Here is a 24577-nt window from a genome sequence, read left to right on the forward strand (position 1 = left end):
TTCGGTTAAAACAGTCACTGCAAAGAAATCTTCGCAAATGTGTTTCCACACGGATGAGTACCCAATGGCGCGAGAAGCAGTCTACCAACAATCCGAACCGGCCGTCCCGGGTGATCTGCCTCCGGGTGATCCGCCGGTCGTCGCGTCGGCCAGTGCCGAGGGTCCGGACGATCAGGAGCGAAAGCTGCGGCCGCGCCGGCTGGACGAAATGGTCGGCCAGCGGGACGTGATCGAGCGGCTGAAGATTGCCATCGATGCCGCCACCGGGCGGGGCGAACCGCTCGGGCACATCTTGTTTGACGGCCCTCCTGGGCTTGGCAAAACGACCTTCGCCACCGTCATCCCCGCCGAAATGGGCACGACCGTGCAGATGGCCAACGGGGCCGGACTGAGTGCCCCCAAAGATCTGCTCCCCTACCTGACCAATGTCTCGGAAAAGTCGGTGCTGTTCATCGATGAAATCCACCGCGTACCCAAGGCGGTCGAAGAGTACTTGTATACGGCGATGGAGGATTTTCGGATCGACATCGTGCTTGGTGAAGGGGTCAACGCTCGAACGTTGAACTTTGAACTGCAACCCTTCACCTTGATCGGCGCGACCACCCGAGCCGGCATGCTGAGTGCGCCGCTGCGTGACCGATTCCAGATCCGCGAACACCTCGGCTGGTACAGCGACGACCAGCTTTGTGAACTGGTGATTCGAAACGCCAAAAAGCTGGCCGTCGAGATCGATCAACCGGCCGCCGGAGAGATCGCTCGGCGAAGTCGTCGGACACCGCGTTTGGCCAACAATCGACTGCACTGGGTTCGCGACTACGCCCAAATCAAAGCCAAGGGGTCCGTCACGATCGGTGTCGCCCGCGATTCGTTGGACATGATCGGGATCGACAAACTCGGTCTGGACAAACAGGACCGCAATTATCTTGAAACCTTAATCCGCGTCTTCGGCGGCGGTCCCAGCGGACTCGAAGCGATCGCCCACACGATGAACGTCAGCAGCGACACGCTGGAGGACGAAGTCGAACCTTTCTTGTTGCGCAGCGAGTTGATCGTTCGAACGCGGCGTGGAAGAATGGCGACCAGCAAGGCATTCGAGCACATGAAAATGCCGCCCCCCGCCGTCTAAGTGGCGTAAGCTTCCAGCTTGCGATCTTGCCAACCATGCTGAAAAAAGAACGTGCCGCGCTGGTCCAGCGGCGACTGGACGAACTCTACCCCGAAACGCCGATTCCGCTCGATCATTCCGATGCGTTCACGTTACTCGTCGCCGTCTTGTTGAGTGCCCAGTGCACCGACAAGAAAGTCAACGAGGTCACTCCGGAACTGTTTCGTGTCGCCGGGACGCCGCAGAAAATGGCGGCGCTGGGCCAAGAAAAGATCCTGGAAATCATTCGTCCCCTCGGACTGTCCAAACAAAAGGCGAAAAGCCTGGACGGGCTGTCCAAGATCCTGATCGAAAAACATGCAGCCCAGGTTCCGCAGTCGTTTGAGGAGCTGGAGGCGTTGCCCGGTGTCGGCCACAAGACGGCCAGTGTGGTCATGGCCCAGGCGTTCGGCGTCCCCGCGTTCCCCGTCGACACCCACATTCACCGCCTCGCCCAGCGGTGGGGCCTCTCCAACGGGAAAAGCGTGGCGCAGACCGAAGCGGATCTGAAGAAATTGTTTCCACGTGAATCGTGGAACAAGCTGCATCTGCAGATCATTTTTTACGGGCGAGAGTTCTGTACCGCGCGGGGCTGTGACGGAACGAAGTGCGACCTTTGTCGCGATCTTTACCCGAATCGAAAAAAGCCGGTCGCGCTGAAAAAGGCGTGATGTCGGTCTCCTCCCCCAGACGTACTTGATCTGATCCCACACTGGCCTTACACCTATAAACCCACGGATCAGATCTTTCCCCTGTCAACGCGTGCAACCATGTCTTCCAACTGGCCCGCCGTCCAAGCCGTTCTCGACCAAGCCGAGGTCCCCGAAATCGTCAAAGGCTTGTTCCGGCAGCACTACGAAAAACTCTGCTCGGGAACCGAAAGCTTTATCCGCGAAGCGGACATCCAGCCCGCGTCGGATGTGACCGATGCCGAAACGCTGCCGCCGGCGATGCAAGAAACCGGTCGGGCAAAACTCGATTCCGTTGCCGTCTTGAAACTCAACGGTGGGCTGGGAACATCGATGGGATTGGAAGGCCCCAAGTCGTTGTTGAGCGTGCGGGGCGAAGATTCATTTCTCAGTTTCATCCTTCGCCAAGCCGAATTGCTGTCGGTGCCGTTGGTGCTGATGAACAGCTTCTCAACGGCAACGCAAACCGACGAGGCGATTTCGGCGATGGGAGACGTTGATGTCGAGGTGATCTCGTTCCTGCAACACCAGGTCCCCAAGATCGATGCAACGACGCTCGAACCCGCCGTGTGGCCGGCCGATCCGTCGATGCAATGGTGCCCTCCCGGTCACGGCGACATTTACGCAGCGTTGGTGACCAGCGGAACGCTCGAACGATTACTCCAAGACGGCCGGCGTTATTTATTTGTTTCCAACGCCGACAATCTCGGCGCGACGCTGGACCTGAGCATTTTGGGGCACTTCATCGAAAGCGGGAAATCGTTTTTGATGGAAGTCGCCGACCGCACGCCGGCGGACCGCAAAGGTGGTCACTTGGCACGTCGTGCCGACGGGCAACTGTTGCTACGTGAAAAAGCCCAATGCCACGGCGACGAAGAAGCACAGTTTCAAGACATCACCACGCATCGCTACTTCAACACCAACAACTTGTGGATCGACTTGGTCGCCCTGTCCGAGTTCCTTGATTCCAACGATGGCGTCGTCTCGCTGCCGACGATCACGAACCGAAAAACGGTTGACCCCAAAGACGCTTCCTCGACCGCGGTCTACCAGTTGGAAACCGCGATGGGCGCCGCGATCGAAGTGCTGCCCAATACCGATGCCATCCGCGTCCCCCGATCTCGGTTCGCCCCGGTCAAAACGACCGGCGATCTGATCGCCGTGCGTTCGGATGCCTATGAAGTCCGCGAGGATTTTTCGGTAGGCTTGATCGCCAGTCGAAACGGCGTTCCGCCGCACGTCGCCCTGGACGATCGCTACTTCAAAAAAATCGGCGATCTCGATCAGCGGTTTGAAGACACGCCGTCGCTGAGTGATTGCGAGACGCTGAAGGTCAGCGGAAACCTGAAACTCTCCGCAGGCATCACCATCCGAGGCACCGCGAGTCTGGTCGGCGGTGAAGCACCCGCAACCGTCCCCGCGGGAACCTACGAAGGCGACCAGACATTCGCCTGATAGGGTAGGTCATGCTGCGCATGACGAATGGCAGATAGGGTAGGTCATGCTGCGCATGACAAATGGCAGATAGGGTAGGTCATGCTGCGCATGACAAATGGCATGCACAGCATGCCCTACCGAATAGGCTGCCAACCAGATTACCCAATCACCCCGTCTCTTGGTCGAGCCGTTCAAACGAATCTGGAAACCGATGACTTCCGTCATCATTGACTGGCAACGGATCGACGGAAATCACCGCGTCGAGTGGAATGTCACCATAGACATGCGGGAACAGAGCTCCGTCACGCGATGCTTCCCACCGCAGCGATTCGCCCAGTTTGCTCGCTTCGATTGTCAGCAGCAGTAAATCTTCTCGCCCGGCAAAGTATAGCTTCGCCGTCGTCTCGACCTGGTTGTGACCGGACAGGTGGATAAAGCCGTCGGTCAAATCGATGCCGCAGCCGGCGAAGACACCCGCGGCTTGGGCGTCGTCCCAGTCGGTTTTCGCGAGAATTTTGTAGACCATCGGCGTATTCAAAACTTGCCCTCCTCAATCATCAATCAATCGTTTCCCAAAACGGCCCCCATCATCTTCGCAAAATCCGATGCTTTCGTAGAACGCGATCCTACATTCGAATGTTCATCTGTGATGACGGTGCTTGAATTATACTGCTTGCTATCCCATGAAGACATCTCTCCACACACCGACGCCATGAATCCTTATCGCGCTCCGATCGCCACTCAAGACAACGACCACCCGGGGTTGCTGTGGGGAGTGTTGTCGGTGTTCTGTTTCGGATGGTCGTTCGGGACGGCGACACGCGCCGAAATGGACGCATTCGGCTGGTTCGGCATCGCGGTCTTCGTCCTGGGCATTTTGATTTGGATTCGGGTTTGCCGGGTGTGAAGTTTTTCGGGCATCCGTTTTCCTACCCGAAATTTTCCTACCTTCCTGCTGCGTTCTGTGGGCTCGGAACAACGGCTTGCCGACAGTGATCGCGACAGATTTTCCGGTCGGACTCTGGGGTTTCCATTGAGCGGGAGGCTGAACACGCGGGGTGTCGGGATTTGCTGCGACCCCGTCCGGGGTCGGGGGCAGGATTGGGGGCGTGGTCCGGAGGTGGCGCTGCGCTGACCTCCGGCTACTCGCTGTGATCCCTCCGGGATAGCTCGGACGCCGCGATGGGTGAAGGTTTTTCGCACTTGGTACGACTGGTCGTGCGAAAAACGAAGAAAAATGCGCACCAACTGCGGACAGACCCCGGGCGGTTGGCTCACTCGCTTTGGGGTGGATCAAAAGATTGGGTGGTCAAAAAATGGCAGGGACTGGGAGGATTTGCCTGTAAAGCTGGCTGCATTTCTTGACCCCCATCTCTTCTCCCGTACCACAACGTGCGTGCGGACCTCGGATCCGCGCCGTGTCGCTGTCGGCCCTTTCGACTGACGGATGCTTTCGATTTCGCCCCCGGGCTCTTAACGCTAGGAAGCATTTTTCCCATGTGTTTCTGGAGGTTATAGCGGTAGGGTGCAAGCGGGCTGTCGGTTTGGTGAGCCGCGGGCGCGTAAGCGGCCGGGCACTGCGACGCTGCCCGGGGCCTTACGGCCAGCGGCTCACCATTGACTCAGCAGATCCCGACTCAATCGACAGCCCGCAAGCCCTCCGGTTCTTCCTCTTTGCCAAAACACCGGAGGGCTCGCGCCCTGCCGCTAAAAAATGCTCCACAGCGCCCCGGGCTCTGCTCGGAGACGCAAAAAATCTCTCGGAGGCATCAAGTTTGTTGCAACAAAAACGTTGATTGTTCGCTTGGAAATCTGAACGAGGTGACTTCGCCCCAATTTGCAAGGCCCGATCACCAGCAGGTCGACTCACGCGGTTGGTCCACCTCTGAATTCCACGCAAACCCAAGGGACGAGACGACAATGGCAACGATTCAAGAACCTGCCAGAAAGGCACCGTGGCCACCCACTCCAACGACCGACCAACAGCCGGTTCCCTACAAGGTGGGCCAGAAAGATGGCGAGACCTTCGTCTCGATTGCAAAAGATCATGGCCTGGATGCCAAGGAACTGATCCGATTCAATTTTGGCACGCTGAAATCCGCCGAGATCAATTGGTACTTGGTGAACTACGTCCAATGCCCCCGACCCCCGCGTGGACAAAAGTACGTTCATTTTCGCGGGGCAAAATACGATCCGGCGAACAAGAGCGGGATGATCTTTCTGCCCACCGGCGCTCCACAGCCACAAGGAAACCGGTTCGGAAACAAGGTGGCCGAGCTGTACAACAACCTGAGCGAAAGCGAAAAGTACCCCGGCGGGTTGTGCTATCAAATCGCATACAACCGGGTGAAGGCTGCTGCGATCGAGGTGGGTGTTGCGCTTCCGTCGCTGTCCAGTCGCACGTCCTTCGGTCGACTCTGGGGCTCTTTCATCAACACCAAGACAAACACTTGGTTTCGTCTTCCTGCAAAATACCGCGGCAAAGGCGCTGCGGGAGCGATGGCGTACGCGAAGCTTGGAACGCTCGTCGAGCAAAACGGAATCTGGGCCGGGCATCTGAAACCGGGTGCCGTGATTCAAACCTGGAGCACCAAGTCGAATTACGAACTTGTCCGAGAGAACAAACGGCCCCGCGGAATCGGACACTCCTTCATCTTCCTCCGCTATTCGTTGTCCGGATCCACTATCGATGGGATGCACATCGCCGACCAGGGCTACCAGGGGAGACGCGTGTTGGCGCGAGGCAGTTGGGGCTACTGGGTCGGAGCCAATCTGACCAAGGGCGGATAGAGCGACGAATCGGTCGCAGACCGGGGACAGACCCAAACCTTGCGGTTCGCTTGGGGGTTGGTCAAAAGATTGGGTGGTCAAAAAATGGAAGCGGCTGAGGCGGGTTGGTCTACACGGGTCGCCACATTTTTTGACCAACCCATTTTTTGACCTTCTTCTCTTCTCAGTCACACGTCGTGTGCCTGCCAGCCTCGAAACCAATCCGAGCGATCACAAGTTGCTAGCAATCGCATGAGCGTCGTCATCGGCCGATTCAAGGTTCGCTCAAGCGATGACGATATCCAAAGACGTGGGTGATGCCGCGCGCGGCGCATTCAATCGATTCTGGATTTCCGACGACTTCTACAACGGGGCATTGCAATGGGGGAGAAGCGGATCGCCATCATGCAGCCGTACTTCTTTCCCTACGTCGGCTACTTTCACCTGCTGCACGCGGCCGACGCATTGGTGCTCTACGACAATCTGCAGTACACCAAGAAAGGCTGGATCAATCGCAACCGGATGCTGCTCGATGGCAGCGATGTGATGTTTTCAATTCCGCTGCGCAAGGCGTCCGACTACAGCACGATCGAACAGCGAGAGGTTTCCCCGGACTTTGATCGACGCAAACTGTTGAATCGAGTTCGAGCCGCCTACCAAAAGGCCCCGAACTTCACCGCCGCGATGGGGCTGTTCATGACGGCGATCGAATACCCCGATTCGAATTTGTTTCGCTTCATCAAACACTCAATTCAATTGCTTTGTGAGCACATTGGGATCCAGACTTCGATCATCGATTCATCCAGCGTTCCGATCGACCACTCCGCCCGTGGTCAAGACAAAGTCTTGGCGATCTGCCACGCCCTTGGCGCGACGACGTATGTCAACGCGATCGGCGGCGCGGCGTTGTATGACCATGCGGAATTCAACTCGCAGGGCCTTGATTTGAGGTTCATTCAATCGGAGAACCGGTCTTATCAACAGTTCAATCATCCCTTTGTCGCTTGGCTTTCCATCCTCGATGTGTTGATGTTTAACACGACAGAAACGGTTCGCGAGTGGGTGGAAAATGGATACACACTGGTTGCCAATCCCGTGCCGGTGTCATGACGGAGCGCTATCGTTGGAAGAAACTGGGCAAGGTGTTTGACCCGACCGAGTCAACCTGTCCCGGGGCGAGCTGGATTGATGAATTCGCTCAGGCGCCATGCGTCGTACCGCACGATGACTTTTTACGCGTCTATTTTTCGTGCCGTCCGGTGCCCGATTCCGACGGCCAGTACACGAGTTATTCCACGTATCTAGATCTCGACCGATCCGACCTGCAAAAGGTGCTCCACGTCAGCGATCGCCCCGTGCTGCCGCTGGGCGAGATGGGCATGTTCGACCAATTCGGCATCTATCCCATTTCGGTGATCCGCGACAACGACGTGTATCGCGCCTACTACGCGGGATGGACGCGATGTGAATCCGTTCCGTTCAATACGGCGATCGGTGTGGCGGAAAGTGTTGACGGCGGCCGAACGTTTACGAAGCTCGGCCCCGGTCCGGTGATTCCGTATACACCGGACGAGCCCTTTGTGATCAGCGGCCCCAAGATCCGCCGATTCAATGACCGCTGGTACCTGTTCTACATCGCGGGCAGAAAGTGGATCGTCGACAACGGCCGCGCCGAACCGGTCTACAAGATCCGCATGGCGACTTCCGATGACGGCCTCAACTGGCACAAGCACGGTGAAGACCTGTTGGACAGCCGCATTGAACCCGACGAAGCCCAGGCCAGCCCCGATGTGATCTTTTCGGGTGGCAAATACCACATGTTCTTCTGCTACCGTCGCAGCCGAAACTATCGCGGCAAAAGCGGCGGCTATCGGATCGGCTATGCCCACTCCGAAGACCTGTTGCATTGGACACGCGACGACGACCGAGCGGGCATCACGGTTTCCGAAAGTGGCTGGGACAGTGAAATGGTCAGCTATCCGCATCTGCTCCAGCACCAGGGACACACCTACCTGTTCTATCTCGGCAATCACGTCGGCCGACACGGATTCGGCGTCGCGGTGTTGGAGGGCGAATTGTGACCAAGCACGCGCCACGATGGCGAAAACGGGGTCGCCTTTTCGATCCAACCGACTACGACTTACCCGCCGATTGCGTCGAGTTCGCTCAGTCCCCCCAGGCCTTGGTGTGCGACGGTTTCGTGCGCATCTACTTTTCCTCGCGCCAGCGCGACGCCGACACCGGCAAATTTCGCAGCCATGTCCTGTACGTGGACTTTGACTGGGAACTGCAAAAGGTTCTGCGAGTCACCGAACAGCCCGCCCTCCCGCTGGGCGGACTTGGCTGCTTTGACGAGCACGGCATCTTTCCGTTCAATCCGATTCGCGTCGGCGACAGAGTGTTCGCTTACACGTGTGGTTGGAGTCGACGGGTGGGGGTGTCCGTCGAAACGGGGATTGGCCTAGCAATCAGCGATGACGGCGGAATAACGTTCCGGCGAATCGGAGACGGCCCAATCCTGTCGGCGACCCGGCACGAGCCCTGCCTGGTCGGCGATGGTTTCGTGCAGCGTTTCGGTGATGTCTTTCACATGTGGTACATCTTTGGTCATCCTTGGCAACAGTTTCCCGGTCAATCCGAACCGGACCGAATTTACAAGATCGCCCACGCGACCTCACCCGACGGCGTCCATTGGACAAAGGACGGCGGAGACCAGATTGTCGCAGACGCGATCGGCGATGGAGAATGCCAGGCGTTGCCGACCGTCATTGAACGCGGCGGACGGTTTCACATGTATTTCTGTTACCGTTACCCCAACGACTTTCGAACCAATCCCGATCGTGGCTATCGAATCGGCTATGCGTCGTCGGATGATCTGCAACATTGGGTCCGCGATGATCGTCAGGTCGGGATCGAACGTTCTGCGTCCGCGGAGGTGTGGGACAGCCAGATGATGTGCTATCCCCACGTTTTTCATCACAACCAAAATGCTTATCTGCTGTACAACGGAAACGAGTTCGGGCGGCGCGGTTTCGGACTCGCGGTGGCGGAGGATTGATGCATGGAATCCAGTCGGGCACCCCAATCGATCCGATACACGATCTCGCAAGCGACTGGTGCAGACATCCTGGAGCATTTACAAGCCTGTTCGGGACAGTTTCGTCCGCCGCTTGCCGAGCGCGTCGATCTGCCGACGTACGCGGAAAAGCTGTTCAACCATTCGGTGACGTTCGAGGCCTGGCACGCGAGCAAACTGATCGGATTGGTGGCGTCTTACGTCAATCAACAGACTCAGCCGCCCAGCGCGTTTGTTTCCAACGTCAGTGTGATGACGGAGTACCGTTCGCAGGGGATTGCTCGCCGTTTGATGTGCCGCTGTCACGACGACGTCAAGCAGCGCGGTGTCCAAACGATCGCGTTGGACGTTTCGGCGGAGAACGTGCCGGCGATCGGACTGTACTCAAAACTTGGATACCTCCGATTTGACAAAGATGGCGCCAACGTGGTGATGCAACTTAACTTGGGGATCGACGGATGACTGGATCGAACGAACCGCGCGACTACAACGCCGAATTGCGAGATACGCCCGAGCACAAATACGCCTACAACTTTGACCTGGACGTGATGCATCGCTTCATGATCAGGGCGTTTGAGCCGTTTTTTCGATCGGGGAACTGCTTGGAATTGGGCAGCTTTCACGGCAGCTTCACCAAACGATTGCTCAAGCATTTTGAGGACTTGACCTGTGTCGAAGCGTCCGATGCGGCAATCGCCACGATGAACGAGACACTCGCCGGCAAAGTCAAAAGCATCCACGGGACCTTCGAAGAGGTGACGTTGCCGACTCGATACGACAACATCGTCTTGACCCATGTCCTCGAACACCTCGATGACCCCGTCTTGGTTCTCGAGCGCATCAACCGGGAATGGCTCAGCGATGAGGGCAGGTTGTTGTTGGTGTGTCCCAATGCGAACGCGCCGTCGCGGCAAATCGCCGTGAAAATGGGGCTGATTTCCCATCACAGCGCGGTCACCGCCGCCGAGCGCGAGCACGGCCACCGGATCACCTACTCCCTGGACACACTGGAACGCGATGCCCGCGCAGCCGGGCTGGACGTCGTCTATCGAACAGGCATTTTCTTCAAGGCCTTGGCGAATTTCCAGTGGGACCGGTTGCTGCAAACCGACATCATCTCCGACGACTATCTGGAAGGCTGTTATCAACTCGGGCAGATCTATCCCGATCTGTGCGCCAGCATCTTTCTGGTTTGCCGCCGCGGTGACGCGTTACCCGATAAAATGGGCAGCGTCTGAATCCGTTTTCTCGCCAGCGACTCAACCACCGCCAAGACTTTCGGGATTCGCGGAGGCAACCGAAACTCTTGGCGAATTCCGATTCCGCGATCAATCATCAAGCCCCACCCACCGGCCGTTCAGCATGACTTGGCTCACGCGATCTAATTCACCTACCGTTTTCGATGGATCGCCTTCGACGACAATCAGATCCGCGAGCTTCCCCGCCTCGATCGTTCCCAATCGATCCGCGACGCCAAAGAATTCAGCTCCCGTTTTGGTCGCGGACGTCAACACTTCCAATGGCGTCATCCCCGCCTCGACCAACAACTCCAACTCTCGCAAATAGGCTTTACCGGGGCCCGCCAGCGGTGCCCAGGTGTGCGAGCCGACCACCACGTTGGCACCGGCTTGGTGACAGCGGCGGAAAAAGGAGAGCATGTTCTTGAACCCGGCTGCCTCCACTGGCGTCGCATCCTCTTTTCCGGCTCGTCGTTCAAAGACGGCCAGGGTTGGCGAAACGTAGACGCCTCGTTCGACGATCAGATCGATCAATTCGTCGACTCGTGGGTTTCCGTCGATCTGCACTTGCGCCCAGAGGCGGTAGCGCCACTCGCCTCGCGCGGCGGAGTCTGCGGTCACCAAGGATTTGAACTGTTCGACTTGATCTTGTGTTGCGATCGTCGTGCCGAAGCTGGTGATGTGCTCGATGCCGATCACGCCCGCGTTGATCGCATCATCGGCGTCGACCAACTCCAAGTGAGCCGTGACCGGGACGTGTCGTTCGTCGGCCGCGTTGCATGCCGCACGAATGTGTTCCAGCGGCAATCGAAAGTAGACTTTGATCGCCGAAGCGCCCCGATCGACGTGGTCAAAGACCGCCTGTCTGGATTCTTCGGTCGTCGTGATGACGGCAGCCTGATCGGGCCAGACGACCGGCGGAGCATCGAGATGGCCGCCGCACAAAAAGACTCGTGGAATCGTCGCGTCACTCGACAGCAATGTTCTGTAGTACTTGAACGGGTGTCCGGGATCACGAAATGAGGTGATGCCGTTGTGCAACTCGAATTCGACCGGCTGCTCGACCGAATCACGCGAGTGGAAGTGCGAATCAAACAGCCCGGGCAATACCGACTTGCCACTCACATCAAGCACTTCGGTTCCTTGCGGAATCGAACTGTCGATGCGTTTGCCGACTTTGACGATTTTCTCGCCACGGACCAGGATACAGGAATCCTTAAGCGGTGGCCCACCATTTCCATCGATCAGATTTCCCCCAACGATCGCAATCACCGAATCGGGCTGCGGCGACGCGATCACATTCATCTCTTGCGCCAGAACTCTGCCGAGCCCGATCGGTGCCACCGTCAACAGCAGGCACGCGAGGATCACTGTCAACCGGCTCGACTGAACGTCGCTGTCTCGATACATCGTTGGCTCCATTGAACGTTTCTGGATTGCATCACGACGCCGCCCACCCTCGGCAAACGTCGTACGGGATTCGACTCAATTCTTCTGGCATACATCGTGGTCTACATCACTTACGATGGCTCCCTTCTCCCCCGGCTTTGGTGGTCGTACAGTTTTAAAGTCACCCTCCTGGCAGGAGGGTCGAGCGAAGCGAGGGGAGGTCGATTGTATAAGTGGCGGAGTTGATCGTCGCGGAAGTCGTCAAAGCTTTCGCGAGCCGCCGGCCCTCTCTGGCGTTTGCTTGCTGCGCAAACGCCGTCTCACCCAGAGCGAGAGAATCTAAATCGGTTGCTAAATCCTGCAGTAAAAGAATCGAAGTCCCGAGGGAGAGTGACGAAAACCCTCTGAAATCATCGACTTAGAAACTGCACGACCTCTTTGCGGTGGAGAAGTGCTCCCCACTTCGCCCACGATCCTTACCCGGAAATCCACGTCGATGAGCCTGGACGCCTATCCCACAGCCTCTCCGCTCCCTGCCCTGACAGCGGATCCGCCGTAGCACTATACGTGCACCCCCTGCGTCAGCTATAATCCCTCAGCGGAGGATCAACTCCACGATCGTTTGGTGGAAACATGCGACCGAACGAGTGAAGTTGCACAGACACGCCATTTCTGGATCCAGACTTCGGGGCCGGCTCGCATGACGCAAACGTCGATTGATGTTGGATTGATTATTTCGCCGCTTGACGACCAAAGCGTGCCCGGTGAGGAAGTTTATGACATCACCCTGATGGATTTTACCGAGTCGTCACCGCGTCCCTACACGGATGAATCGATCCGTCTACGTTGTGACGAACGTGTTTCCGATTTCGAGCTATCACCGCGGGAATTCGTTCGAGAATTTTCCAAACCGGGAAGCCTCTCGGTTGAAGAGGGACTGAAGTTCGGGGCGTGGTTAGAAGAGTTCTTGCTGCCATCGAAGAGTGCGGCTGGCTTACCTAATGACGCGCGACGCCGTTGGGACCAATTGCTCAACGAAGCCAACTCCGCCCGCCCGCTTCGAGTTCAGTTGACGATGCCGCCGACGCTGGTCAACCAGGACACCCGTCCGTGGCTCTTGCCCCATTTGCCCTTTGAATTGCTGGGACGCGCAGGCTCGTTCTATTTCCGACGATCTGGTTGGTGCCTCGTCCGCTGCTTTGAAGGCATGCGCGGCGAGGTCATCGAAATCGATTCGGACTCGTCGGTTGGTCTGTTCTGGTGCCGCACACCGGATCACTTAGGAACGCGGTTGCCGGAATCCGTGTTTGAACGTCATGAAAAGGTCATCGAGGATGTGGTCAAGCAATTCGGTTTTCAAGACCCGTTTCTCGCTCGGCATGCCAGTGCCGACTTGTTGAAACAGTTGTCTGATCGCCAGTCTGGTCCGACGCTCCTATCGATCGTCGCCCACGGCAGTCCCGGCCGGCTTCATCTTCATGCCGAGCACGATGAATACCCCAACGATCCTGGACAACCTGTGATCGTCTCCGAAATCGCCGATCGTTTGCTCAACGCGGGTGTAAAGGTGGGGTTGATCTGGAGCTGCTATGGTGCCCAGGGAGACAATGTGCTGGGTAGTCTGGCCGAGAACTTGCTGAGTCGGGGAAAGTTGGTCGCGGTGGTTGGAAGCCATGCGGCATTGGTGGCAGACCGGACGCCTGATCTGGCAAAGAAATTGTTTACCGAACTTGCCACCACGGCCAACGGCTACTTCGATCGTGCCGTCGGCAACGCCCGCAGGAAAATTCCGGCGGAGGATCTGCAGTGGGCTGCACCGTTGTATTTTGCCAGGCCGTTGCATTTTGAATCCGCGTTTTGGAAGCCTTCGTCACCGGTCGCGCGCGTTGCCGGGCCGATCACGATTGAAAATGCTCCTGCACCGACACCACACTTCTGCGGTCGGCAATCTGAAATTGTCCGCCTGACGGATAATGTGGCGACGAATCGTCTCGTTTCCCTGACCGGGATGCCCGGAAGCGGGAAAAGCGAACTCGCATTGGCGTTCTTGCAACACTCTACCGAACATGAAACTCGGGTCTTCGAGCGGGCGATTTGGTTCAGCCTGGACGGAACGCAATCGGCAATCGAATTGCGTGATCGAATCGCCGTCACGTTTGATCTGGATCAGATCGAAGACAACCGGCAATTGTCGCAAGCCATCTCGGACCAGCGTGTTCTGCTGGTTTTCGATAATTTGGAAGACGTTATCAGCTCGGATCGCGTTGGGGTTCAATCACTGATCCGCGACTTGCTGCCCCCCGACACGTTGCCGCGGATCCTGACAACGACCCGACAGCAACTTGGCGATCCATCCGCCGCCCTGGTTGAACAGGTGCAACGAGTTGACTTACTCGAACAGCCTTACGACTACGAAGCCTTCGTTTCAGCAGCCGGAGCACGGCTAAGCGACGCGGATCGTGATTTGACGACGTTGCGGTCGCTGGTCCGGTCGTTGGCAGGCCATCCGCGGTCGATCGGTTTGATCGCCGGGCAAGTGGGGCGTGGGATGGGGCTGCAAACACTGCTGAAACGAATCGAAGCCGACGACGTTGATGCCGTCACGGCACACGAATTGGTCGGCTGGGATCCTGGCGAAGACCCGGACGCCCAGCTAAGGACCAAACGCCTCGCCAGCAGCCTGAATCTCTCGTTCAACGCCTTGCAGAACGAGTCGGCCGAGGCAGCGGAATTGTTTTGCTGGCTGGGGCTCCTTCCGTCGGGTTTGCCATCGGTGTTGCTGCAAAGCATTTTCGGCGATCGAGCAGAAGAACGACTGGTGGTCCTGCAGCGTCACAGTCTGGTCGAGATCGCGGGGCCGGAACGACGTCTCCGACTCCCCGCCCCGCTCCGCTGGTACGCCTCGCGGCGACTTCAGGAATTGGACGAGGAAGAGTCAAGCAGGGTATTCGCGGCAATCGTTTTCGCGTTTCAAAGTTGGATCTCTTTTCAATACAACGAGAACCATCGCAAAGGAAAAACTCGCATTGCATCACGCGTTTCGTTGGAAGAAACGGAAAATGTCGAATCACTGTTGGATTGGCAGAGTGAAAATCGAGACACGGATACGGAACAACGATTAGCCTTGCTCGTACAAGTTTGGCTTAATATCCGAATGTTTGCGACGCCTTCCGAGCATCTATTGAGGTGGTCCTCGAAAGTTGGCTTGATGTCTATCTTTGAACGACCCGCCGCATTGGCGTCGATCTACCGTGTGCTGGGGGACCTTCAGGTCCGAACCGGCCGATTGACCGAAGCCGAGCAGAGCTACGCCGCGGCGCTCCCGATCTACCAACAGATCGAAGATCGACTGGGCGAAGCCAATACGCTACGGGCGTTGGGGGACCTTCAGGTCCGAACCGACCGATTGACCGAAGCCGAGCAGAGCTACGCCGCGGCGCTCCCGATCTACCAACAGATCGAAGCTCGACTGGGCGAAGCCAATACGCTACGGGCGTTGGGGGACCTTCAGGTCCGAACCGACCGATTGACCGAAGCCGAGCAGAGCTACGCCGCGGCGCTCCCGATCTACCAACAGATCGAAGATCGACTGGGCGAAGCCAACACGCAGCTGGCGTTGGGGGACCTGCAGGTCCGAACCGACCGATTGACCGAAGCCGAGCAGAGCTACGCCGCGGCGCTCCCGATCTACCAACAGATCGAAGAGCGACTGGGCGAAGCCAACACGCAACTGGCGTTGGGGGACCTTCAGGTCCGAACCGACCGATTGACCGAAGCCGAGCAGAGATACGCCGCGGCGCTCCCGATCTACCAACAGATCGAAGATCGACTGGGCGAAGCCAACACGCAGAGGGCGTTGGGGGACCTTCAGGTCCGAACCTCCCAATTGACCGAAGCCAAGCAGAGATACGCCGCGGCGCTCCCGATCTACCAACAGATCAGAGATCGACTGGGCGAAGCCAACACGCTGAAGGCGTTGGGGGACCTTCAGGTCCGAACCACCCGATTGACCGAAGCCGAGCAGAGCTACGCCGCGGCGTTCCCAATCTACCAACAGATCAGAGATCGGCTGGGCGAAGCCAATACGCTTCAGGCTTTGGGGGACCTTCAGGTCCGAACCAACCGATTGACCGAAGCCGAGCAGAGCTACGCCGCGGCGCTCCCGATCTACCAACAGATCGAAGAGCGACTAGGCGAAGCCAATACACTGTCTGGGATGTCTGGGTTATTTTTGGCGCAAGGAGACACGGTTGAAGCATTTCGTTTGGAGGCCACCGCTTTGGCCCTGTCCCAGTCGGTAGATGACACCCTGGGAGTCGCGGGGCGATTGGGCTACCTTGCTCGCATCGCGCTGGCTGCCGATGATTCTGCCAGAGCGATCGTTCTTGGGTTGCTGGCCTGGACCAATCTTCGCGAGCTGGACGATCGGTACGGTCAACTGCTCTCGATGCAGGATCTAATCTTCGCCCTGGAGACTGCCGATGAGTTAGAAGCCGCGGCGAACGCGAGGTATCTCGCCTGGGCCACGGCGTTCGAGTTGAACGACGATTCGGTGGAGCAACTTGAAGAAATGCTGCAATCAACGATCCCGGGAATCGATCTCACGCGGGTGGACGAAGTACTGAGATCGTCCTGTATCGCTGCAATGGCGAGAATTGCAAAACGGTACCTGGATGCGTTCGAACAAGCATCGATTGATGTCGTTTCACCCCCAGGGGCGAAGGTGCCCGACATCCCTCCGGCCGAACCGGCAAATGAACAGGACGCCGTTGAAGGTGACACTAAACAAGGGCGGCGAGACGAGGACGATGAAGAAACCGGGCAAATGGAGATGACGTGATGGAGACGACCATTCCCACAGCGGATCGCGTGGTTGTGATTTCAGACCTGCACATCACTCCAGCCGCACGGATGGGGAATTTTGATGCTGGCGGATCACTGGTCCGGTGGGCGAAGCGACTGCTCGCCGACGAACCGAAGAACCAAATCCTGGTACTCAACGGGGACATCGTCGATTTTTTGCTGTTGGAGTCCCGGCCCGCTCGTTTCGAACTTTCCACCGCCCCCGCACTGGTCGCAACGACGCTCGATCGGATCGCCAAACAGATGCCATGGGCCTCGGATTGGAGGGCCGGATTGCGGGCGTGGTTGGCACTCGACAACCGAATCGTCCTCTTGTCGGGAAACCATGACCCAGAGTGGTTGCACCCGGACACCACAACCATCCTTCGTCGCTGGATTGCCGGTAGTGATGCACAGGCATCAGAAGACGATCGCATTGAGATCTGGCGGCACGCCAAGCCGTGGCTGGCAAAGGTCGGACGATGGGATGTGGTTGTGGCGCACGGACATCGTGCCGATCCGGTCAACGACATCGACCCTCATGTTGTGCATCAAGCCTTGGCCGATGGTCAATCCGATCTCCGCATGCCCGCCGGCAGCGAATTGGTTCTGGGGCCGATCAACGTGTTCAAACGGGCGATGGACCCGATCAGTGGCCGACGACGATTCCCCTTCCTCGATTCGGTCAAACCCGAGTTTCCCGGGGTTTTGTTGTTGTTGCTGTACTTGGATGCAGGGCTTGTCAGAAAGAACCTTCCGGACCAATTGAGACCACTCCTGCGGGTCTTGATGAAGCAGATTCGCGGACAGCTTTTCGGAGGAGCGGGTTTGGCGGTGGCAGACGCGTCAAACGTCAGTGACGCCATCGCCGAGCAAATGGGGCAGATGATGGCCCAGCACGTCTGGGAGTCGATTGATGAATCTGATCGGAAGGCGAATGTCGCAACGATGTACAAGCTGGAACAATGCCTGAAACAGTCCCCGATCGAACCTGAGTCGGATCAACCGATCGGTCTACTCGCAAGTCACGGCGGTTTTGAAAAAACATTTCTTCGTGCCTGGCTGCGCGCCGAGCGTACGACATCGACAACGTTTTTTGATACCGCGAAAGCCAGCGGCATGGATCGCGAAATCATGAACTCGGGATTCGCAATGTCAAATGGCCCGAACGCCGTCGTTGCGGGCCACACCCATGCGGCGCGACGAATCGATCAGTCTGCAAACCACGTGTACTTGAATTCAGGAACCTGGACCCGCCTCTTGGATCTGTCGCGATTTGACGATTCGGACGAATCCATGATTGAACTGATCGATGCGATCGAACACGACCAGATTGAATTGATGGAGCGTCGTAGCTGGGTGGAAATTTTGCCTACCGGTCCGACACTGCATCTTTCTGATTCGTAGCCGATTCGTTCGGAGCTTCGATGTCCAGCAATCAAACTCAATGGAAAATGATTTTAAAGCCGCGTTCGAAAAGTGCTGGTTTTGTTGCCGGCCATGACGGTCACGCTACAACGCGAGTTCCCACGCACCGCTCGGCAGGCCTAAGAACATAGCCATCGCCTCCACTTCGATTTCCGTCTGCAAACGAAACGCTTTGGGGCGGGGGCGTTTGTCGGCGTATCCGAATTCTACCTGCAAGTGATCATCGACCACATTTGCGTTGGCCCAGCCGACCACTTGATCGCGCCACAGAACGGGCATGGCGTAGTAGCCGCGAACCCGTTTTGCCGCCGGGACGTAGGCTTCGAAACGATAGTCCCATCCCCACAGTTGCTGGAATCGGGCCCGATCTCGCACCAGCGGGTCAAAGGGCGCCAGAATCCGAACCCGCTCGGGAACCTCGTCGGTCAATCGATTCTCGCGTCTGAACAGATAGGTGATGCCCGCCACGTCGACTTCCCGCAGTTCTTCCGCTTCGACCAAGGAGTCGACCGCCGCGATGCGATCGCGCCGGGACGGCAGCAGATGGTTGTGGCTGCGCAGTTCCGAAACCAACGTCGGTTTCGTCGCCGCGCCGAACACGCCTGCGGTGGTCAAGACCAGCCGACGATACCGCTCGGCCGGATCCGCCGCTGTTCCGTCGATCTGTTCGGGAACTTGGTAGACACGAATTCCCTTTTCCCGACGAACGACACGCAAGTACCCGTGGTGGTGCAGATGGTCCAACGTTCGCTTCGTTTGCTGGGACTTGCCGCCCCAATAGTTTTTCACCGACTTGCGACCAAACCGCTCATCCAGCCCACGCGGATGCACTTCACCCAATTCTGCCACCGCGTCGAGTACGTCACGTTCCAGCTTTTTCAGTTTCCGATGCGGACGCAGACGCAGGTTTCTCCAGACCTCGGGCGTCATGAACCCATAAGCGAACAGGTAGCCTTCCTCCGCATTCAATTCGGGGTAGGTTTCTTCCAATTCGCCGGCGAGATACCCGGCAACACGCTGCCGAAGCATCAAGTCTTGAGCCCGTGCCGGCGATCGAATCGGATCCGCCTGGACGAATTGCATCGCGCTGATCGCATCAGACAATCGTTGAAAATCGGGGAAGGCTCCCGCGACAACGCGTCTCCTGAATTCAGCCAGTTTCAATCGCTCCATCGTCGTCATTTCCTGCCCGATTAAAAACAAAGAAGTTCCTCGCTTCGGATGCCCAGAATACCATCGGCCGATCTGTTGCGAAATCGACCGACTCGATGGATGACATTTGGGCGGTAGTGTGTATGCCCGTGCCATTTGGGGAAGGTACGATTTGCGCGGGCATGGGTGTTGGTGTGCAGGCTGTAGGGGACCTCTCGTAAATCCAGCGTGACTTCGGTTAAACTTTGATCGCCCCCACAACTGATCATTTGCCAATGGATCCCATCACTCAATTGATTCTCTCGACCGCCATTGCGGGCGGCGCGATCCCGCTCGGAGGCGTCATTGCATCGTTCGAACACATACGACCGCGTTGGCTCGAGCAGGAATTCCGTCACACCGTGATCGCATTTGGGGGCGGTGCCCTTCTTTCAGCGGTTGCGTTGGTGTTGATTCCCCATGGCGTCGAACTGATTGCGACGTGGGAAACCGTGATCGCATTTGCCGCCGGCGGGTTGTGTTTCTGGGGATTGCAGATTCTGCTCGACCGTAGTCAATCGTCGGCGTCGCAGCTTGTCGCCATGTTGTCTGATTTTATCCCTGAAGTCATCGCCCTGGGCGCGGTCATCTCCGGTGGAAAAAGCGGAGCGATTCTGCTGGCGGTGATCATCACGTTGCAAAATCTGCCCGAAGGTTTCAACGCTCATCGAGAGCTACGCAGCGGCGGGATGGCGTCTCGGAAGATCTTGTTTTGGTTCACGATCGCAGCGATACTCGGCCCGCTACTCGGTTTTTTAGGGTACCATTTCCTCGCCGACGAACCGAGGGTGCTCGGCTGGATGCAAGTCTTCGCGGCCTCAGGCATCCTCTATCTGGTCTTTGAAGATATCGCACCTCAAGCGACTTTGAAGAACAGCAGTTTCCCACCCCTGGGTGCGGTGTTTGGATTCCTGTTGGGGCTGCTGGGCAAACTCTTGGAGGGCTGAACCGGGGGCGCTCCCCAGGTTTTGCGAATCGGATCTGTTTACGCTAAGTTGTCCCCCCCCTACGACATCGTCTTGACTGGTCTGATGACAAGCATGCCTTTGTACCGATTTTCTGTGCACGGATTATTCGTCGTCGTTTTTCTCGCGAGCTTTTCGCAATGCATCGCCGAGGACTGGTATCGCTGGCGTGGCCCCAGCGGGGACGGAATCTCTCGCGAAACCGATTGGAAATGTGATTGGACTGACGGACAGGCGGAGATCGCCTGGTCTCGGTCGGTCGGCACAGGGTTTTCGTCCGTGGTGGTCAAAGACGGACGCGCGTTCACGCTCGGGCATGTCGACGGCCAGGACATCGTCTACTGCATCAACGTTGCTGACGGACAGACCGTTTGGACGTTCGGCTATCCGGCGGAGCTCGACGACCGAGACTTCGAAGGCGGCCCGATTTCGACGCCGACCGTCGATGGCGATCGACTGTATGTGATGGGACGTGCCGGTGAGCTGTTCTGTCTGCAGATTTCCGATGGAACAAAGTTGTGGGGGAAAAACATTGCCGACGAGACCGAGGTGCGGTTGCCCGGTTGGGGATTTTCTGCGGCTCCGTTGGTCATCGGCGACACCCTGCTGTTGAACGTCGGCGAATCCGGTGTCGCGGTCGACAAACACAGCGGTGATCTGTTGTGGAGCTCCGACGACCGTGAATGCGGGTACGCGTCGCCCGTGTTGATCCCCAACTCCGAACCGACGGCGGCCGTGATCGCATCCGGAAAAGCCTACGTGGGAGTGGACGTCCAATCGGGCGAACAACTTTGGGCCGAGCGTTGGCTGACCAGTTTTAACTGCAACGCCGCCGATCCGATCTTTCACGACGGCAAGATGTTTCTCTCCTCGGGATACAATCGCGGCTCGGCACTGTTCGATATCAGTGGCGAGACGCCGGATCTAATTTGGAAGTCCAAAGAGATGAAGAATCAGATCCACACGTCGATTTTGTATCAGGGGCACCTGTACGGCATCGATGGCGACATGGAAACCGGCGCGCGATTGCGGTGCATGGACTGGTCGACCGGCGACATCCGTTGGTCGGTCGACGATCTGCGTCCCGGTGGTCTGGCGATGGCCGATGGTAAACTGTTGTTGCTGACCGAACCGGGCGATTTGATCATCGCACCGGCAACACGTGATGGCTGGGAGCCGATTGCCCGCAGCAAGGTCCTGGACGGAAAAACCTGGACCTCCCCCGTCCTCTCCGGCGGCCGCATCTTTTGCCGAAGCATCCGAGGCCAACTCGTCTGCGTCGACTGCCGTGACTAGAATAACAGTGGGATAGGCTTCCAGCCTGTCAATTCCCAAGTGGGATAGGCTTCCAGCCTGTCGAATCCTGACCTCCCCACCGCACCCCGCCAACATCCCTGCCCCATGCCCATCCAACGTCGCACCTTCCTCGCCGGCACCGCCGCCGCGGCCACCCTCACCTCGGCTCCGAAAATTCACGCGGCATCCAAGGACAAGCAGTACCGCACGGCACTGATCGGCGCCGGTTGGTGGGGCATGAATATTCTGCGTGAAGCGATGGCCGGCGGGCAAACCAAAGTGGTCGCGCTGTGCGATGTCGATTCCGACCGGCTGGAGATCAACGCCGAAGAAGTCAGCGATCTGTCCGGCGACACCCCACGAACCTACCGCGACTATCGCGAGCTGTTCGAAAAAGAAGACGTCGACGTCGCGATCATCGCCACACCGGATCACTGGCACGCGCTCAATGCGTTGGCGGCGATCGAAGCCGGAGCCCACGTCTTCATTGAAAAACCGACGGGGCACACGATCGGCGAAAGCCAAGCCGTTCTGGCGGCTTCACGTGCCGCCGATCGCATCGTTCAAGTCGGCCTACATCGACGGATCGGCCCCCACCATGTCTCTGGCATGAAATTCCTGAAAGACGGTGGTGCCGGCGACATCGGGTTGGTTCGAATGTTCGTGCACAGCAGAGGCGGCGCAGAAAAGCCGACGCGAAACAGCGAACCGCCGGAAAATCTCGATTGGGACATGTACTGTGGCCCCGCTCCGCTGCGTCCCTATTGCCGTCGGATTCATCCGGGCGGTTTTCGGCACTTTTTGGACTTCGCCAACGGAACCCTCGGCGATTGGGGCGTGCATTGGCTGGACCAGATGCTGTGGTGGAGCGACCAGCAATCACCGACGAGCGTGCACTCCACCGGCGGGCGACCGATCGCCGGTGCGGCCGTGCTGAATGACGACGAACAAACGACCGACGCCCCCGATCACCAGACCGCCACCTACGAATTCGATTCCTTCACCGCAACCTGGGAGCATCGCAAGTTTGCCGGGCAAGGCCCCGAGCAGACCAGCATCGGCTGTTACTTCTTCGGCACCCAGGGAACCTTTCACATCGGATGGCGCGATGGCTGGACGTTCTACCCGGCCGACAGCAAGAAGCAAGTGATCCACCAAGATGCCGAACTACAAGAACCCGACGGCCACAACCTGAAACTGCTCTACGCCGATTTCCTCCGCTCCATCGAAACCGGCAACCGCCCGGCTGCGGACATCACCGTCGGACACCAAGCCACCACGCTTGCATTGCTGGGCATGCTGTCGATGAAACTCGGCCGCAGCGTCCGCTGGGACGCCGGCGCAGGCCAGATCATCGGTGACGACGAAGCCAACGGCATGCTGCGACGAACGTACCGCGAGCCCTGGACGTATCCTGAAATTGGCTAGCCGGTCACGCCGCCACGACGATCTTGCGCACGCAGCGTAGGCGAATGTATCGAGGCCCGTACACGCTTCAACGTCGTGCTGGTATCGAGATTCACTCACGGTAAAAATGGCGGGCACAAAAAACCGCACACTCTTGGTCTCTTGCCCGCCAAACTACCTATCCCACCAAAAAGGTGTCGGACACCTTTTTGGTGGGATAGGAAAATTGGAATCCCCGGCGCGATCCGTACCAGCGGTGTGATCGACCGGGGATGATTTGGAGCTGAAGCAGCGAAATCAAATCGTGGGTTGTGGCCGGGGCTTCCATCCAAGTTTGCGACGTAGGATTAGCAGTTCGGAGCCCTCTGCCTCGCTGTTGTTGCCATGATCACGTTGCCGTCACCCAGTCCCGTTGCCAAATGCGAATCAACCACGCCCTTGCTTCGTGGGCGATTGGTGACCGATTGCTGCGAAATGGAGTCGTTGGTCCCGGCCTGGCGACGGTTGGTCGGACGATGTGCATGGCGAAATCCCTGCTACGAACCGGAGTTCTTGATTCCGCTGATTAAGCACCGCCGGGAAGCATCGGCACGTCTGCTGGTGGTCGAAGGGACGCCGACAAACGGCGACACGCCCGAGCTTTATGGGGTGATGCCGCTGGTGACGATGCCCTTTTACCGGTTACCGATCCAGTGCGTTCACGCTTGGCGGCCGGACGAAGCGTTCGATTCGACCCCGTTGATCGACGCCGATGACGTGGAGGCAACACTCACGGCGATGTTCACGTCACTGTCCCGGCAGAACGCGCGGTTGCTGGCCTTTGACACCGTCTCGGCCTCCCCCAAATTCGATCAACACGTTCGCAAGACGGTGACAGAAAACCAACTTTCCATTTTTACTCGCGACCGATTTTCGAGGGCCGCCCTGGAGCCCGACGGGGACGCCGAAGCGTACCTCCGTCAGTCGATGTCAAAGAACCGTCGCAAGAAAGCCAGAAAACTGCTCGCCAAGCTGCAGCAAGTCGGCGACGTGACGTTTGAACATTCCGGCGACGCCGATGAGCTTCACCATTGGGCACACCAGTTCGTCGACCTGGAGGCGAGCGGCTGGAAGGGCCGCGAAGGAACTGCGTTGGCCTGTCAAAGCGAATCGCTCGCCTTCTTTCTGGAGATGGTCGATCGCTTCGGCCAACAGGACTCGATCCGATTCGGTCGCTTGACGCTTGATGGCGCTCCGGTCGCCATGCTCGTCGACCTGCACAGCGGCGATCACGTCAGCGGATACAAAACGACGTACGATGAGCGGTTCGCCGAGTATTCCCCCGGCTTTCTGTTGGAGATCCAGAACGTTCATTGGCTGCACGAAACCGGATGTACCGTAAGCGATTCATGCACCGACCCGAACAATGAACTGATCAATAGCCTCTATGCCGAGCGTCTTCCGTTTCAAAGCATCGTGATCGGGTTGGATTCGGGGATGCATTGGCCGGTCACATCGCTTTTGCCGTTGATGCAATCCTCAGCACGCATCGCAAAATCCTGTGCACGCAGGCTCGGGTGCTGAGCGAGCTTTAGAGGCTTCCAGCCTGTCATCGCCGCGTCGACAGGCTGGAAGCCTATCCCACTTTTTCTGCCGGACACTTAAGGGAACCTTGACCGGACCACGCAGGGGATGGTGAATCGGGAACACTCCGGTTCGCCACCCCA

19 protein-coding genes are annotated in these 24577 nt (G+C 57.9%); 16 read left to right on the forward strand and 3 right to left on the reverse strand.

Going from position 1 to position 24577, the window contains the following annotated elements; translation table 11 throughout:
• Positions 1–64: 64 nt before the first annotated feature.
• From ruvB to Enr13x_RS23780, 3 genes are all read left to right on the forward strand, one after another.
• Positions 65–1126, forward strand: a complete 1062-nt coding sequence (ruvB, locus tag Enr13x_RS23770; protein ID WP_145389326.1) for a Holliday junction branch migration DNA helicase RuvB — start codon at positions 65–67, stop codon at positions 1124–1126.
• Between the two features lie 35 nt (positions 1127–1161).
• Positions 1162–1815: an endonuclease III gene (nth, locus tag Enr13x_RS23775; protein WP_145389327.1), complete on the forward strand. Its 654-nt coding sequence runs from the start codon at positions 1162–1164 to the stop codon at positions 1813–1815.
• Between the two features lie 99 nt (positions 1816–1914).
• Positions 1915–3288, forward strand: a complete 1374-nt coding sequence (locus tag Enr13x_RS23780; protein WP_145389328.1) for a UTP--glucose-1-phosphate uridylyltransferase — start codon at positions 1915–1917, stop codon at positions 3286–3288.
• A gap of 148 nt (positions 3289–3436) precedes the next feature.
• Here Enr13x_RS23780 and Enr13x_RS23785 read toward each other — a convergent pair whose 3' ends face one another.
• Complete coding sequence (locus Enr13x_RS23785) at positions 3437–3796, reverse strand: DUF952 domain-containing protein (protein WP_145389329.1); 360 nt, start codon at positions 3794–3796, stop codon at positions 3437–3439.
• A 186-nt stretch (positions 3797–3982) separates the two neighbouring features.
• Between Enr13x_RS23785 and Enr13x_RS23790 the strand changes: the two genes are divergently transcribed.
• The 7 genes from Enr13x_RS23790 (at position 3983) to Enr13x_RS23820 (ending at position 10353) form a co-directional block, all read left to right on the forward strand.
• Positions 3983–4177, forward strand: coding sequence for a hypothetical protein (locus tag Enr13x_RS23790; protein ID WP_145389330.1), 195 nt, complete (start codon positions 3983–3985; stop codon positions 4175–4177).
• 1013 nt (positions 4178–5190) lie between these two features.
• Positions 5191–6060 carry a LysM peptidoglycan-binding domain-containing protein gene (locus tag Enr13x_RS23795; RefSeq protein WP_145389331.1) on the forward strand — a complete coding sequence of 290 codons (870 nt, stop codon included), beginning with the start codon at positions 5191–5193 and terminating at the stop codon, positions 6058–6060.
• A gap of 360 nt (positions 6061–6420) precedes the next feature.
• Complete coding sequence (locus Enr13x_RS23800) at positions 6421–7149, forward strand: WbqC family protein (RefSeq protein WP_145389332.1); 729 nt, start codon at positions 6421–6423, stop codon at positions 7147–7149.
• On the forward strand, positions 7146–8120 hold the full coding sequence (locus Enr13x_RS23805) for a glycoside hydrolase family protein (protein ID WP_145389333.1): 975 nt from the start codon (positions 7146–7148) through the stop codon (positions 8118–8120). Before Enr13x_RS23800 ends, Enr13x_RS23805 begins: the two co-directional genes overlap by 4 nt.
• 119 nt (positions 8121–8239) lie before the next feature.
• Complete coding sequence (locus tag Enr13x_RS23810; RefSeq protein WP_197455311.1) at positions 8240–9097, forward strand: glycoside hydrolase family protein; 858 nt, start codon at positions 8240–8242, stop codon at positions 9095–9097.
• A 3-nt stretch (positions 9098–9100) separates the two neighbouring features.
• Positions 9101–9577, forward strand: coding sequence for a GNAT family N-acetyltransferase (locus tag Enr13x_RS23815; RefSeq protein ID WP_145389335.1), 477 nt, complete (start codon positions 9101–9103; stop codon positions 9575–9577).
• The gene (locus Enr13x_RS23820) at positions 9574–10353 is read left to right on the forward strand and encodes a class I SAM-dependent methyltransferase (RefSeq protein ID WP_145389336.1); all 780 of its coding nucleotides are present in this window, start codon (positions 9574–9576) and stop codon (positions 10351–10353) included. Before Enr13x_RS23815 ends, Enr13x_RS23820 begins: the two co-directional genes overlap by 4 nt.
• A 90-nt stretch (positions 10354–10443) precedes the next feature.
• Here the strand turns inward: Enr13x_RS23820 and Enr13x_RS23825 are convergent, their stop codons facing one another.
• The gene (locus tag Enr13x_RS23825; RefSeq protein ID WP_197455312.1) at positions 10444–11763 is read right to left on the reverse strand and encodes an amidohydrolase family protein; all 1320 of its coding nucleotides are present in this window, start codon (positions 11761–11763) and stop codon (positions 10444–10446) included.
• Between the two features lie 679 nt (positions 11764–12442).
• Between Enr13x_RS23825 and Enr13x_RS23830 the strand changes: the two genes are divergently transcribed.
• Both Enr13x_RS23830 and Enr13x_RS23835 read left to right on the forward strand, forming a co-directional pair.
• Positions 12443–16582 (forward strand): tetratricopeptide repeat protein, encoded by a 4140-nt coding sequence (locus tag Enr13x_RS23830; RefSeq protein ID WP_145389338.1) that lies wholly within the window; start codon positions 12443–12445, stop codon positions 16580–16582.
• A complete protein-coding gene (locus tag Enr13x_RS23835) occupies positions 16582–17991 on the forward strand; it encodes a metallophosphoesterase (RefSeq protein WP_145389339.1) in 1410 nt (469 codons plus the stop codon). The genes Enr13x_RS23830 and Enr13x_RS23835 overlap by 1 nt, the downstream gene beginning before the upstream one ends.
• A gap of 105 nt (positions 17992–18096) precedes the next feature.
• Here the strand turns inward: Enr13x_RS23835 and Enr13x_RS23840 are convergent, their stop codons facing one another.
• Complete coding sequence (locus tag Enr13x_RS23840; RefSeq protein WP_197455313.1) at positions 18097–19215, reverse strand: DNA glycosylase AlkZ-like family protein; 1119 nt, start codon at positions 19213–19215, stop codon at positions 18097–18099.
• 224 nt (positions 19216–19439) lie between these two features.
• On the opposite strand from Enr13x_RS23840, the gene Enr13x_RS23845 reads away from it, so the two are divergent.
• The 4 genes from Enr13x_RS23845 (at position 19440) to Enr13x_RS23860 (ending at position 24434) form a co-directional block, all read left to right on the forward strand.
• Positions 19440–20150, forward strand: a complete 711-nt coding sequence (locus Enr13x_RS23845; protein ID WP_145389341.1) for a ZIP family metal transporter — start codon at positions 19440–19442, stop codon at positions 20148–20150.
• An 84-nt stretch (positions 20151–20234) separates the two neighbouring features.
• Entirely contained in the window at positions 20235–21464 is a 1230-nt protein-coding gene (locus Enr13x_RS23850) for an outer membrane protein assembly factor BamB family protein (RefSeq protein WP_145389342.1), read from the forward strand.
• Between the two features lie 105 nt (positions 21465–21569).
• Positions 21570–22892, forward strand: a complete 1323-nt coding sequence (locus Enr13x_RS23855; protein ID WP_197455314.1) for a Gfo/Idh/MocA family protein — start codon at positions 21570–21572, stop codon at positions 22890–22892.
• A gap of 363 nt (positions 22893–23255) precedes the next feature.
• On the forward strand, positions 23256–24434 hold the full coding sequence (locus Enr13x_RS23860) for a GNAT family N-acetyltransferase (RefSeq protein ID WP_145389343.1): 1179 nt from the start codon (positions 23256–23258) through the stop codon (positions 24432–24434).
• The last annotated feature ends 143 nt before the right edge of the window (positions 24435–24577 follow it).

This window comes from Stieleria neptunia (genome assembly GCF_007754155.1).
In the GTDB taxonomy this organism is placed as follows: domain Bacteria; phylum Planctomycetota; class Planctomycetia; order Pirellulales; family Pirellulaceae; genus Stieleria; species Stieleria neptunia.

What these genes read in the sequence shown, in the direction of transcription:
- Enr13x_RS23825 (WP_197455312.1), bottom strand. Translation starts at nt 11,763, where the DNA reads ATGTATCGAGACAGCGACGTTCAGTCGAGCCGGTTGACAGTGATCCTC.
- nth (WP_145389327.1), top strand. Translation starts at nt 1,162, where the DNA reads ATGCTGAAAAAAGAACGTGCCGCGCTGGTCCAGCGGCGACTGGACGAA.
- Enr13x_RS23780 (WP_145389328.1), top strand. Translation starts at nt 1,915, where the DNA reads ATGTCTTCCAACTGGCCCGCCGTCCAAGCCGTTCTCGACCAAGCCGAG.
- Enr13x_RS23835 (WP_145389339.1), top strand. Translation starts at nt 16,582, where the DNA reads ATGGAGACGACCATTCCCACAGCGGATCGCGTGGTTGTGATTTCAGAC.
- Enr13x_RS23785 (WP_145389329.1), bottom strand. Translation starts at nt 3,796, where the DNA reads ATGGTCTACAAAATTCTCGCGAAAACCGACTGGGACGACGCCCAAGCC.
- Enr13x_RS23830 (WP_145389338.1), top strand. Translation starts at nt 12,443, where the DNA reads ATGACGCAAACGTCGATTGATGTTGGATTGATTATTTCGCCGCTTGAC.
- Enr13x_RS23805 (WP_145389333.1), top strand. Translation starts at nt 7,146, where the DNA reads ATGACGGAGCGCTATCGTTGGAAGAAACTGGGCAAGGTGTTTGACCCG.
- Enr13x_RS23855 (WP_197455314.1), top strand. Translation starts at nt 21,570, where the DNA reads ATGCCCATCCAACGTCGCACCTTCCTCGCCGGCACCGCCGCCGCGGCC.
- Enr13x_RS23850 (WP_145389342.1), top strand. Translation starts at nt 20,235, where the DNA reads ATGACAAGCATGCCTTTGTACCGATTTTCTGTGCACGGATTATTCGTC.
- Enr13x_RS23845 (WP_145389341.1), top strand. Translation starts at nt 19,440, where the DNA reads ATGGATCCCATCACTCAATTGATTCTCTCGACCGCCATTGCGGGCGGC.
- Enr13x_RS23815 (WP_145389335.1), top strand. Translation starts at nt 9,101, where the DNA reads ATGGAATCCAGTCGGGCACCCCAATCGATCCGATACACGATCTCGCAA.
- Enr13x_RS23795 (WP_145389331.1), top strand. Translation starts at nt 5,191, where the DNA reads ATGGCAACGATTCAAGAACCTGCCAGAAAGGCACCGTGGCCACCCACT.
- ruvB (WP_145389326.1), top strand. Translation starts at nt 65, where the DNA reads ATGGCGCGAGAAGCAGTCTACCAACAATCCGAACCGGCCGTCCCGGGT.
- Enr13x_RS23820 (WP_145389336.1), top strand. Translation starts at nt 9,574, where the DNA reads ATGACTGGATCGAACGAACCGCGCGACTACAACGCCGAATTGCGAGAT.
- Enr13x_RS23860 (WP_145389343.1), top strand. Translation starts at nt 23,256, where the DNA reads ATGATCACGTTGCCGTCACCCAGTCCCGTTGCCAAATGCGAATCAACC.
- Enr13x_RS23800 (WP_145389332.1), top strand. Translation starts at nt 6,421, where the DNA reads ATGGGGGAGAAGCGGATCGCCATCATGCAGCCGTACTTCTTTCCCTAC.
- Enr13x_RS23790 (WP_145389330.1), top strand. Translation starts at nt 3,983, where the DNA reads ATGAATCCTTATCGCGCTCCGATCGCCACTCAAGACAACGACCACCCG.